The following is an 11,343-nucleotide window of genomic DNA, read 5'->3' as shown; positions in this document are numbered from 1 at the left end:
AGTGTACACTCGTAGTAATCACGAATATACACAAGATATTTTAAAAGAGAGAATACTCTTCTTGAATCGTGTTTAAAATACTTTTATCTGCATTGTAGATAAATGCATAGTTGTAATGGATATTTTTAAGCAGGTCCTGCAACTCTTCTTTTGTTTCAAACCAGTGAGGATGATCTATCCCAGGTACTTTGGTTTTAGGTGGTGTCATAACCACACTTTTTACCCACATATTACTTCTCATGACATATTCTCTTGCCTTTGTGATATCTGAGAGATTGTCTGTAAAGATCGCTACTTTATCACTCTTGCTTGCTTGTGTACTTTTGAGCTTTCCATCTATGAAGACCGGTGTAAAGTGTTTTGTATACTTAAGACGGTCAACAGAATAGGCAAGATCATATGTGTCACAAAAATCTATGACCCGAAGCAGGTACTCTAAATGAAAAGGAATCAGTTCTTTTTCCTGATAGACATAGCCACCTACTTTAAATGTTGATCTAAAGAGTGTATCTGATACCGCATATCCCTCTACCTCTTTTTTGAGCTTTTCGACACCAGGTTTAATGAGTTCTAGAAGTTCTTTATCTGTACCGATAAAAAGTGAACATTCAGAATTGAGTATCTGTTCAAATGCCTTTTTCCAGTCATCTGCTATAAATTTAATATTTCCTTTGTGCATAAGGATCATTTTAAGAAATGTCTGTTCATGTTCAGAAAATAAGAAAAATTTTGCTTCTTTTTTGATGATGACATAACGGATAAGCTTAAAGGCTGCAAGTTGAAGATCAGAGACTTTGATCCATGCTATTTCGTCATCATTTTTTACGATAGAATCATCTGCATACAGAATAGCATATGCACCATTGGCAATGGCTTGGTCTATGTCTTCTTGATCTGAAGAGAAGAAAAGGTCACCATTCTCTATTTTTGAGTAGTATACTGAAGCACCTTCTATTGCCTGTACTTTTGGTGTGTTGGTGAGGGTTCCCTCAGTTAGATTTACGATATCTTCTATTTTCATATTTAACCTATAGGTGTCCCAGCCGTTTTTGGCTTTTCAGGACGGATCATACACAGACCATCCTCATCTTTTGCTGCAAGGAGCATACCTTCACTTTTAAGACCCATGAGTTTCGCCGGCTTGAGGTTTGCAACGACACATACTTGTGTATTTAACATCTCTTCAGCAGAGTACCATTCTTTGATACCCGCAACCACTTGTCTTGGTGATTCCTCACCCACATCTACTTGGAGCAAGAGAAGTTTTTTACTTTTTGGCACTTCTTCTGCTTGAATGACAGTACCGACTTTAAGAGAAGTTTGGAAGAACTGGTCTATACCAATAAGAGCAATACCTTCTTCTTTCTTTTCTTCTTTAGCAGGGACCTTTTTTTCAGCTTTCTCTTCTGGCTTGATATCAACTGGTTCTGCTTGTTGCAGTAAGGGCTCTTCTATACGAGGGAAAAGAGGGTCTATCTTCTCTAAGACAAATGTATCAAGAAGCTTTGTGTCCTTAACCATGCTATTCCATGAGAGGTTGTCTATGGTGAAGTGTAATGCATTTGAGATCTTTGTACACACTGCAGGCATGACAGGGTAAAGCATAATAGAGACTTTAGCAAGTATAGCAGCGATGAGACCGTTAAGTGCCATTGCTTCTTCTTCTCTGCCTTCTTTCATCATGGTCCATGGTTGATACATATCTATAGCCTTGTTAGCCACTGTGAGTGGTCGCCAAAGTTCTTCAAGATATCTGTGTATCTGCATGTCAAAAAGCAGAGGTTCTAGAGTGTTCAGTGACTCATGTACTTCATCAAGTTCAGTCTGATAGAATTTGCCTACATTTGCAGAGTCTACTGTACCTGCAAAGTATTTACCACTCATACCTATGAGACGGTTGAGCAAGTTGCCCAGGTCATTACCCAGATCAGAATTAATACGGTCTATGAGGGCTTTTTGACTAAAGTCACCGTCACCGCCAAATGGAACTTCTCTAAGCATAAAGTAACGGAAGTTATCCAGTCCATAAGCATCTGCCACTTCTCTAGGATTTACGACGTTACCTTTTGACTTACTCATCTTCTCACCATCACGTGTCCACCAGCCATGCGCAGCAATGTGTGTGGGAAGAGGAAGATCAAGACTCATAAGGAATGCTGGCCAGTAGATAGCATGGAAACGTAAAATGTCTTTACCTATAAGTTGGACACGTGCAGGCCACTGGTCCATTTTTGCTTCATCCGTACCATATCCTAACGCAGTCACATAGTTCATGAGCGCATCTAACCATACATACATTACATGCTTAGGATCTTTCATCTCTTCAGGAAGTTTTACTCCCCAGTCAAAACTGGTACGTGTAATCGAAAGATCCTGCAAGCCACCTTCTACAAAACGGATCACTTCATTTCTTTTACTCTTAGGTAAGATGAAGTTAGGATGATCTTCATAATATTGAAGTAATTTATCCTGATATTTGGAGAGTTTGAAAAAATAACTCTCTTCTTCTACTATAGTGGTACTTTTACCACACTCAGGACAAAACTCATCATCTACGAGTTGAATAGCAGGGAAGAAGGTTTCACATGAGATACAGTAGTGACCTTTATAGGTGTCCTTATAAATATCTCCATTTTCATGCATGACAGAAAATGCTTTTTGCACACCCTTCATATGATCAGCATCTGTTGTTCTGATAAATTTATCATAAGAGATGTCAAAATCATCCCAAAGGTTTTTAAAGGTTGCAGAGATCTCATCAGCATAGTCTTGGGTACTTTTACCTCTGGCTTTTGCAGCTTCTTCTATTTTTTGACCATGTTCATCAGTACCGGTAAGAAAGAAAGTATCTAATCCTGACATTCGAGAGTAGCGTGCAAGTGTATCTGCAATAATAGTTGTATAGGCATGGCCGATATGGGCAATATCGTTAACGTAGTAGATCGGGGTTGTAATATAAGATTTTTTATGACAAGACATATTTCGTAGTTCCTTAAACAAATGAGTTTGTAGAGTAAATTTGGTAGATATTTTAGCTAAGAAGTGCTGTATTGTAGGTGATATTGTCAAATTATCAATTTATATTTCTATTAGTCTAAATTTTTTAATCTTTAGTATAATAAAATAAGTAGAGATGTAGCAAAGGGGAGGAAATGAATATTTTAAAAGTACTGCTTTTGTTTTTTACCACAAGTATGTTGTCAGCTAATTCCGCTGAAACGATGTATTTACAGAAATGTGCAGGGTGTCATGGTCATAATGGAGATAATACTGTCCTAGGTAAATCCAGAATTATCAATCTAATGGGAGCAGAGGAGATAGAGGAGGCACTCTATCAATATGCTGCAGGTACCTGTAACGTGGAAGTTCCAGTCTGTGAACCCAAAAATCCTATGATACAGTCTGGTAAGAGATCTATTGTTCGAAATTTTACTAAAGAGCAGATACATGATCTGGCAATTTATATCAGTCAATTAAAATGATTTTATGTATTTCGTCTATATAGTTAAATGTGCTGATGAGACTTTTTATACTGGTATCGCTACAGAGTTGGAACGTCGGATAGAAGAGCATAACAACTCTGATAAAGGGGCAAAGTATACACGGGCTAGAAGACCTGTAAGACTCGTGTATAGTGAAGAGTACCCAGATAGAAGTTCAGCTTCTAAACGTGAATATGAGATCAAAAAGAAAATGAGCAGGTCTGAGAAATTAAAATTAATTGAGTCTGTTTAAAACTCAAAGCCTCCACCAGCACCTTTACTCATACTGTCGTAGACAGCTTTAATATAAGCATCACGAACTTCACAATCAAGCAGTTTTTCACAACCCATACAGCTTCTCACCTGCTTCTCTACTTGACAGGCATCTAATTCAGATTTTTTCTGTTTAAGGGCTATCTGCCATTCATCGAGCATTTGTTCAGACATTATGCTTTTATCCCGTATGCATCTTTAAGTTTGCTCACTTCATAGTTTGAACCGAAAAATCAAGGGCTTGTGTCATGAGGATGACCAGGTACAAGTTCCATGAGTCTCATACCCTTGTCATTGATGGCTTGTCCACCTGCCTGCTCATACATGAAAGCAAAAGGAATGACTTCAAAGAGTTGTCTCAGTTTACCATGTGGTTTGTCTGATGTACCAGGATATGAGAATATTCCCCCACCTTTTAAAAGTATCTGATGAAGGTCTGGTACCATACCGCCAGAGTATCTGAGACGATAGCCTTCAGCAAATAGTCCATCTACAAATGTTTTGTGATAGTCACACCAGTTTTGTTGTGTCCCACCTGGAGCATTGAGTTTGCCTTTTTCATCAAGTGTGATCTCAGAGATAAAGTTAAAGAGTCCTTCTTGAGCTCTGTAGTGCTGGGGTTTAGTCTTTTTAGTCGCTATGACCAGCTCAATACGTGGACCATAAACAACATAAGCAGAAGCCACAAGGTTTTCAGCTTTGAGTTCTCCTTCATAGATTCCGAAAATAGATCCGACAGAGAGGTTGACATCTGCTAGGCTTGAACCATCCAATGGATCATAACAGATAGTATATTTACCGTCATCATGCAGCGCTAAAACACCTTCTTTCTCTTCACTTACTAAGGATTTTACGATGGAAACATTTTTAAAAGCTTGTTCGATGATGTAATCACTTTTTACATCCAGTTTGAGTTGGTCTTCACCTGACGAATTTTCACTGTCACTGTAGCCAAGATCTTCAGTTTTGATCGCATGATCTATTTTAATTGCAACTGTTTTGATAGTGTCAAATATGGTTTGCATCTTTTATCCTCTTTTACTTATAGTTGTTTTGCATGTGCATTCATCCACTCAATGATCTGAGTAGTGTTATTGAGATCGAGTATATCTATACCTTCTGGTATCGTATATGTTGTGATATCTATAGTGTCATCAATAGCTATAGCTTCACTGCAAGAAAAATAACTTTCATCAATGACCTTTCTAAATACAGCGATTCGTGGCAATGGAAGTGTTTTAAGTCCTTCAACAAGCAAGATGTCAAAATCACTTATCATTGCTACGATATCATCTAAAGTTTTTTCCCTTTGTGAGAAATAGGTAGTACGTGTAGGAGAAGTAATAACCACTTCTGCTCCTGTTTGTGAGAATTTATGGCTGTCTTTACCTTCTACATCAAACTGCGCTTTGTCTTTAGGGTCATTCTTTATAATAGCAACTTTACGTTCTTTTATCAATATTTGGGCCACTTTTTCCACTAGGGTGGTTTTCCCACTGTTTGACGGACCGGTAAATGCTACAGCAACTCTTTTACTCACGGCACTAATCCCTTGAATTATGATTGAAGGAATTATACATAAATCTTTATTGAATATATGTTAAAATCCGTATTAATTACATGGAGGACATATGGTCAAATTAAGTATATTACTCATTGCCATTGTTCTTCTTGTGGGTTGTACATCAAAAAAACAGGAAGATTTGATGCAAGCCTACAATGAAAAGATCAATTATCATAAGTTGTTACAAAAAACAGAAAAGACACAACTCTATCAAGATCATGAGACAAAAGTGATGTTGACTGCGACCTATCTTTATACTCAGAACTTTGAAAAAAATGATACCAGGGATGAAGTGTTTATTGTAGGGCTGCATGTGAATAATGAGTCTTATGGAAATTTAAATAGCAGTGAGTACAAGTTAACGCTCAATGGACAAGTTCCAAAAGAGATAGAAACCCTTCAACTTAACGATGAACGGTTAAAAGACCTCTCTTTCGTAACAGATTGGGCTAGCTATTATCTTGTGACCTTTCCTCATGAACCAAGTAAAAAGATCACACTTGTTTTTGAAAGTGAGTTGTACGGAAAAGGTATTTTACACTTCGCTAAAGTAGCGAAGTATGTTTTGAATAAAGAAGTTTTTTAAGCCAAAGTCTTTTTATGATCACTTTCTAAATTTATCTGTTTCAGAAGGTGTGGCAAGTGTTTTCAAAAGTGGGAATATACGTGTAGTGACCCCCAATTTATTCAGATAAATGACATAATTTGCCAGTACTTTCTTTCCATATTCTCTTGCTTCATGATTTTCCATTTTTTCCATGCTCATATAAGGTTCATAAGGACCTCTTCGAAAGTTTTTTCTCTTGGTAATATGTCTTCTCGTGAAACCTATACCAGCATTGTAGGCATAGGCTATGAAAAGTGGATGGTAAAGGTATTTGGTGAGGTAGTCAAGGTGAAAGTCCGCATAGTCTATGGCTTTATAGGGGTTGAACATATCATCCAGATCTATTTTTTCCCCTTTCTCTTTGGCCACATGTTTGACAAGGAATGGCATGAACTGCATCATGCCCAGTGCAAAAGAACGTGAGACAGAAGCAGGTACAAAGCGACTCTCTTGTCTAGCTATGGCATAAATAAGTGCCTGGCGCTCCGGTGTCATATGCTTCATAGCTTTACGGTAGGGCATAGGGAAGTAAGACTCTGTATAGTTACAGGCTTTTGCTTTGAGATAGGTATAGATACCGATAGTCTCTTGTGACTTGTGGTCATCTGCAAGATCGTCAAGGTCAACGCCAGAATACATTTTGTGTTTTACTTTTGCCCAATCGATAGGATCTTCGATATCAAAACCCCATATACTGTCTTTCCAAATGGATTTAGTAATGGTTTTTGGATATTTTGCATTTATAGTGTCTGCTGCCATCAAAGTATAAATGTTGACATGGCAACTTTCACGTAACTGTTTGATATAGTTATCATCTTTTGTGCTTAAATATAGCCAGAAAAGTGATTTATCCTTATCATATTGTTTCACATAGTTCTCGCGAGCATCTTGGAAGTAAACTGATGCCTGTCTAGGTTTTCTTTGCTGCATTAAAGCAAGGCCATGCTTAAAACTTTTATGCGCTTTACTTCTTCTTCGCCAGTTCTTGTTTTCGTCTCCACGTACTTTTAATTTTGGGAGTTCAATATTCAATGCTGTCCCTGTTCTATGTTTATATACTGTACGGAGTTTGCTATTAAGTCTGCTTGCTTCGTAGATGATCTTTTTGGCCTCTGAAGCTGTAGTAGTGTTTTGTGAAAGAAAACGCCAGATATAGTAATCTTTTTCTATACTCCTTGGCATCTCATGTATCTGTTGATAGGTGAACTTTTTTGCATGCAGAGTGGATGTAGCAAATAAGAATACAAACAGTGATGAAAGAAAAAGAAACTTTACTTTCATCTATTATCCCAGTACAGCACGCATCATAAAATTATCAACCAGCTGAAGACCTAAGATCACCACTAACGGTGAGAGATCTATACCTGATAGTACTACAAACGGCATCTTGCGTCTGATAAAGTCCATCACAGGCTCAGTTAAACGATGAAGTATCTGTACAACAGGGTTATAAGGATCAGGTCGAACAAAACTCAATAATGCTGCGATGATCACTATCCAGATATAAAGATTCATGACTGTATGTAATGTTTGTACAATAGCGTATATAAGTGCATTCATGATGCTACCTCCAATAAGTATGGTTTGATGAGTGGATATATCTCAGAGAGTTCAGGTCCATGTTCTGCACCTGTGAGAAGCAATCTTAAGGGTTTTAACAGGTGATCTCCTTTAAGTCCACTCTCTTTTATAATGTGTGCTTTGAATTCGTTAAAATCATCTATCATTGGAGCATTTAGGATGATATCTTCCATCGTCCTCATCTGATCACTCCATTCACCTTCAAAATCTTTAGGTGAAAAGATAGATTTGATCTTTGATTCAAGCTCTTTGAGCGTACTTGCCTCTTCAAGGTAGAGTTTGGCAAGTTTACCAATGTCCTCATCTGCAAATCCAAAGAGTGTAGAGAGACGTTTGTCATCAATGAGTTTGAGATGTTCTCTATTGATAAAACGGAGCTTATCGATATCAAACTCGGCTGCAGATTTTGAGATATTCTCTATCTTGAACCACTCTATGGCTTCAGGCAGTGTAAATATCTCTTTAGGTGCTTTTGAATAACCCAGAAGTAAAAGATAATTGATGATAGCATCAGGAATAAACCCTTTTTCAAACATCCATTTTACTGAACCCGCATCATCACGTTTATCCATCTTTATACCCTCTGTATTGAGGATGATAGGTAAGTGTGCATAGGTTGTTTCTGTTTCATATCCTAAAAGTGTTTTGATATGTTTTTGTCTTGGTGTGCTAGATAGCTGGTCTTCACCACGTACGATAAAATCCACACCACTGAGCATGTCATCACATGCACAGGAAAAGTCATAGGTAGGTGTGCCATCCGCACGAAGGATAACAAAACTGTCTACTTCATTTGGCGCAGTAGTACTATCACCTTTTATCAGGTCATGATTTATGATGGGTTCTGTAGGTTTTTTAATGCGGACAACAAAAGGTATGCCACGCTCTTTCAGGTTTGCATGCTCTTCTTTGTTTACATCAAAACATTGTCCACTATAACGGTACGCTATTTTTTGTGCTTTTGATGCTTCTCTGTCTGCTTTAATTTCTTCATCGCTACAGGTACAAACAAAAGCCTTGCCTTCTTCAAGTAGACGTATCGCAAGTGTCTGATGCATATGCAGGTGTTCACTTTGGTGAAAGACACTTTCATGTAGCAATGCAAACTTTTCTAAAATCTGCATGATCTCTGTGTCTTTACCCTCGATGTTATGCGCTTTATCCGTATCTTCTATACGGACGATGAAACTCTCTTCTCGTTGTTGTGCGATAAGGTAGTTAAGTATGGCAACACGAAGGTTTCCTATGTGCATATCACCTGTAGGTGAAGGAGCAAATCTTAGCATATATATGCCTCCAATTTATGGATGAAATAATAGATGATATTATAGGGTATTTTACTTAATCCTTTAATGATTCAGTATGGTAAAGTGTATGTCAAATTACCCAAAGAAGCAATAGTGGTTACACATAAGGTATTATTATCCAAAAAGTTTTAGAAGATTTACTTCATCTTATGCTATGATAATAAAAATTTGAATGTGTAGAACAATGGACTATTGTATGAAAAGTAGGGGATCAGATGCAAAAAACAATCATTTTATTACTGTTATCCTGTATTTCATTCCTCTATGCAAATACGTATATGAATGCAATAGATCTATCTGTACCAAATCATGTGATCGGTCAATCGTTACTTGAATATGAAGATAAGACTGCCGAAATGGCATTTTCGGATATACGTGCTCTTTCTCCTGCTGATTTTAAACCTTTGGATAAAGATGTTGCGAGCCATCCCTTTACTCTTTCGGCATTTTGGTATCAGTTTAAAGTAGAAAATAAAGAAAATAGTCCTTTATCAAGACTCATTGTATTTGAACCGGCATGGCTTGATTCGGTTAATATTTTTGTGTTATCCGCACAGGGTGAATTAGAAAGTTATGAGGGTGGAAATATCTATCCGTATTCTAAAAGAGCGATAGATCACTATTTGATCAATTTTAAGCATGAGTTTGAACCGGGTGTTTCCACTGTTTATGTGCAGGTTAAAACACGTGATCCTTTTATCGTTTCTGTTTCGGTGATGGATAAGTCAGCATTTTTAAAAGAACAAGTTTCCACATCAACATACACCGGTTTAATCTATGGTGGGATCATTGCCATGCTGTTTTACAATCTTTTTCTCTTCTTTGGGATCAAAGAAAAATACTACGCTTTGTATGTATTGTATCTTTGCACTTTTTTAGCAGCGAATGCATCTTATAACGGATATACTTTTATGTATCTGTTTTCGGATCATCCGACAGTACAGAACTGGGCACAATCGACGTCTATCTTTTTATTCATGCTAACGGGACTCCTTTTTGCCAATTCATTTCTAAATCTTGAAAAATATCATCAGACACTTTATAAGATAACAAAATATATGATATTTTTAATTATTGGTATAGCTTTGTTGTCAGCAATGGTGGGTGGATATCACATGCATGTGATGCTCTCTATTATACTGGTAATGCTTGTGAGTATTTATATATTCGGTATGGCTTTATTTTCCTGGTTAACGGGTAACCGTTCAGCCAGATTCTTTCTTCTTGGTGCTGCCAGTGGTCTGATAGGTGCTGTTATTACTGCTTTAACAGTTATGTCTTTTATCCCTTATAGTTACATGACCTATAAGGCAAATGATTTTGGAATGTTCATTGATGTAGTACTTTTATCACTTGCACTTGCTGACCGCATGAAAATAACACAGGAAGAAAAGCGCATAGCAGAGAAGGAAGCCAAAACCGATATGGTCACAGGTCTCTTTAACCGTAGGGCTTATAATGAGATCTGTAACATGGAATATCAGCGACTGGTACGGAATCACAGAATACTGTCTGTTGTCATGTTTGATATTGATCACTTCAAAAGAATCAATGATACCTATGGGCATGATACCGGTGATATAGTATTAAAGAATGTAGCACAGATCGTGGAAAGTGTTATCAGAGAGTATGATTATGCTTTTAGAATTGGAGGTGATGAATTCTTGCTTTTATTGCCTGAAACGAACAGAGAACAAGCTTCATTACTGGCTGAACGGATTAGAAAACAAATTGAAGATCAGAAGGTAGTAGATAAAAACAACCTTATACTTTCTCTTACTGCCAGTTTCGGTATTGCTCAATATAACCAAAATGATGCAAGTATAGAGACCGTTACACGAAAAGCGGATGAAGCACTTTATCAGGCTAAAAAATCCGGCAGAAACAGAGTAGTGGTATTAGATAGATTTGCTAAAGTGTGAGTATAGAAAGAATGAAAGTTCCACACTATCTCACACTTAAGCCAAATAATAATCCAAAGTAAACATCATATCTTCATCTAGATCAAGATTATCTCTCATCCACTTTATATAGCCTCTATCTGCATTGACGATCTCAGCAATCTCTCTGTCTTTGTATTTACCAAATTTAAAGGTTTTCATCATCACTGGGGTTTGTGTAAGTTCAGCCAGCTTTTGCATAGGGTTTACACCGGCATAATTCTCTTGTGTAAGACGTACTAACTTAGAAAGAAGCAGTTTCATAACAAGTACATCACCAATAGCATCATGCGCCTTGATCGTGATACCAAGTTTATCTGCTTCTGTTTGTTCTATCTGGTAGAGTTCAAGTGCATAGCGAAGGTACTGAAGTCTATGACTAGGGCTGTCAGGAAGTAGGTGTTTGGCACAACGCAGTGTATCTATAAGGGTATAGTTATTTTGAAAACCTTCCTTTTCTAACATAGCCAGGTCAAAAGAGATATTGTGTGCGATGAGGTAGTTCTCTTTTTGATTTAATTCCAGTACTTTTAAAGCAAAATCAGTTTCATCATACAGCCCTTTGTCTTCTATGAGATCAGGTGTGATG

At 37.3% G+C, this 11,343-nt stretch carries 13 protein-coding genes; 4 read left to right on the top strand and 9 right to left on the bottom strand.

The window, feature by feature from the left end; all coding sequences use genetic code 11:
- Positions 1 to 40 precede the first annotated feature (40 nt).
- Together WBM70_RS00775 and metG are read right to left on the bottom strand one after the other, a co-directional pair.
- On the bottom strand, positions 41 to 1,021 hold the full coding sequence (locus tag WBM70_RS00775) for a hypothetical protein (RefSeq protein ID WP_424556610.1): 981 nt from the start codon (positions 1,019 to 1,021) through the stop codon (positions 41 to 43).
- 2 nt (positions 1,022 to 1,023) lie between these two features.
- Positions 1,024 to 2,979, bottom strand: coding sequence for a methionine--tRNA ligase (gene metG / locus WBM70_RS00770; protein WP_424556609.1), 1,956 nt, complete (start codon positions 2,977 to 2,979; stop codon positions 1,024 to 1,026).
- Between the two features lie 173 nt (positions 2,980 to 3,152).
- Here metG and WBM70_RS00765 point away from each other — a divergent pair, with 173 nt between their 5' ends.
- Both WBM70_RS00765 and WBM70_RS00760 read left to right on the top strand, forming a co-directional pair.
- Positions 3,153 to 3,482, top strand: a complete 330-nt coding sequence (locus WBM70_RS00765) for a c-type cytochrome (RefSeq protein ID WP_424556608.1) — start codon at positions 3,153 to 3,155, stop codon at positions 3,480 to 3,482.
- 4 nt (positions 3,483 to 3,486) lie between these two features.
- Positions 3,487 to 3,735 (top strand): GIY-YIG nuclease family protein, encoded by a 249-nt coding sequence (locus tag WBM70_RS00760; RefSeq protein ID WP_424556607.1) that lies wholly within the window; start codon positions 3,487 to 3,489, stop codon positions 3,733 to 3,735.
- Here WBM70_RS00760 and WBM70_RS00755 read toward each other — a convergent pair.
- The 3 genes from WBM70_RS00755 to mobB are packed head-to-tail and all read right to left on the bottom strand — an operon-like array spanning position 3,732 to position 5,295.
- Positions 3,732 to 3,929 (bottom strand): hypothetical protein, encoded by a 198-nt coding sequence (locus tag WBM70_RS00755; RefSeq protein ID WP_424556606.1) that lies wholly within the window; start codon positions 3,927 to 3,929, stop codon positions 3,732 to 3,734. The genes WBM70_RS00760 and WBM70_RS00755 overlap by 4 nt on opposite strands.
- A 59-nt stretch (positions 3,930 to 3,988) precedes the next feature.
- Positions 3,989 to 4,780, bottom strand: coding sequence for a class 1 fructose-bisphosphatase (locus tag WBM70_RS00750; protein WP_424556605.1), 792 nt, complete (start codon positions 4,778 to 4,780; stop codon positions 3,989 to 3,991).
- Between the two features lie 17 nt (positions 4,781 to 4,797).
- On the bottom strand, positions 4,798 to 5,295 hold the full coding sequence (gene mobB, locus WBM70_RS00745; RefSeq protein ID WP_424556604.1) for a molybdopterin-guanine dinucleotide biosynthesis protein B: 498 nt from the start codon (positions 5,293 to 5,295) through the stop codon (positions 4,798 to 4,800).
- A 91-nt stretch (positions 5,296 to 5,386) separates the two neighbouring features.
- Between mobB and WBM70_RS00740 the strand changes: the two genes are divergently transcribed.
- Complete coding sequence (locus WBM70_RS00740; protein ID WP_424556603.1) at positions 5,387 to 5,905, top strand: hypothetical protein; 519 nt, start codon at positions 5,387 to 5,389, stop codon at positions 5,903 to 5,905.
- A gap of 18 nt (positions 5,906 to 5,923) precedes the next feature.
- Here WBM70_RS00740 and WBM70_RS00735 read toward each other — a convergent pair whose 3' ends face one another.
- From WBM70_RS00735 to gltX, 3 genes are read right to left on the bottom strand one after another with little or no spacing between them, the layout of a single operon-like run.
- Positions 5,924 to 7,207, bottom strand: coding sequence for a lytic transglycosylase domain-containing protein (locus WBM70_RS00735; protein WP_424556602.1), 1,284 nt, complete (start codon positions 7,205 to 7,207; stop codon positions 5,924 to 5,926).
- Positions 7,208 to 7,210: 3 nt separating this feature from the next.
- Positions 7,211 to 7,486 carry a YggT family protein gene (locus WBM70_RS00730; RefSeq protein ID WP_424556601.1) on the bottom strand — a complete coding sequence of 92 codons (276 nt, stop codon included), beginning with the start codon at positions 7,484 to 7,486 and terminating at the stop codon, positions 7,211 to 7,213.
- The gene (gene gltX / locus WBM70_RS00725) at positions 7,483 to 8,793 is read right to left on the bottom strand and encodes a glutamate--tRNA ligase (protein ID WP_424556600.1); all 1,311 of its coding nucleotides are present in this window, start codon (positions 8,791 to 8,793) and stop codon (positions 7,483 to 7,485) included. Before gltX ends, WBM70_RS00730 begins: the two co-directional genes overlap by 4 nt.
- Before the next feature lie 236 nt (positions 8,794 to 9,029).
- On the opposite strand from gltX, the gene WBM70_RS00720 reads away from it, so the two are divergent.
- Positions 9,030 to 10,736 carry a diguanylate cyclase gene (locus WBM70_RS00720; protein ID WP_424556599.1) on the top strand — a complete coding sequence of 569 codons (1,707 nt, stop codon included), beginning with the start codon at positions 9,030 to 9,032 and terminating at the stop codon, positions 10,734 to 10,736.
- Between the two features lie 36 nt (positions 10,737 to 10,772).
- On the opposite strand, the gene WBM70_RS00715 is transcribed toward WBM70_RS00720, so the two are convergent.
- Positions 10,773 to 11,343 (bottom strand): 3'-5' exonuclease (locus WBM70_RS00715; RefSeq protein WP_424556598.1); only part of this gene is annotated, 571 nt, incomplete at its 5' end.

The sequence above is a fragment of the Sulfurovum sp. genome, from assembly GCF_049668085.1.
In the GTDB taxonomy this organism is placed as follows: Bacteria; Campylobacterota; Campylobacteria; order Campylobacterales; family Sulfurovaceae; genus Sulfurovum.
Note: the sequence above shows the minus strand (reverse complement) of the source record. Positions and strands in the feature narration are given on the sequence as shown.

Bases quoted from the DNA above. Each gene is read 5' to 3' on its own strand.
- WBM70_RS00775 (WP_424556610.1), bottom strand. From the start codon at position 1,021: ATGAAAATAGAAGATATCGTAAATCTAACTGAGGGAACCCTCACCAAC.
- metG (WP_424556609.1), bottom strand. From the start codon at position 2,979: ATGTCTTGTCATAAAAAATCTTATATTACAACCCCGATCTACTACGTT.
- WBM70_RS00765 (WP_424556608.1), top strand. From the start codon at position 3,153: ATGAATATTTTAAAAGTACTGCTTTTGTTTTTTACCACAAGTATGTTG.
- WBM70_RS00760 (WP_424556607.1), top strand. From the start codon at position 3,487: ATGTATTTCGTCTATATAGTTAAATGTGCTGATGAGACTTTTTATACT.
- WBM70_RS00755 (WP_424556606.1), bottom strand. From the start codon at position 3,929: ATGTCTGAACAAATGCTCGATGAATGGCAGATAGCCCTTAAACAGAAA.
- WBM70_RS00750 (WP_424556605.1), bottom strand. From the start codon at position 4,780: ATGCAAACCATATTTGACACTATCAAAACAGTTGCAATTAAAATAGAT.
- WBM70_RS00740 (WP_424556603.1), top strand. From the start codon at position 5,387: ATGGTCAAATTAAGTATATTACTCATTGCCATTGTTCTTCTTGTGGGT.
- WBM70_RS00735 (WP_424556602.1), bottom strand. From the start codon at position 7,207: ATGAAAGTAAAGTTTCTTTTTCTTTCATCACTGTTTGTATTCTTATTT.
- WBM70_RS00730 (WP_424556601.1), bottom strand. From the start codon at position 7,486: ATGAATGCACTTATATACGCTATTGTACAAACATTACATACAGTCATG.
- gltX (WP_424556600.1), bottom strand. From the start codon at position 8,793: ATGCTAAGATTTGCTCCTTCACCTACAGGTGATATGCACATAGGAAAC.
- WBM70_RS00720 (WP_424556599.1), top strand. From the start codon at position 9,030: ATGCAAAAAACAATCATTTTATTACTGTTATCCTGTATTTCATTCCTC.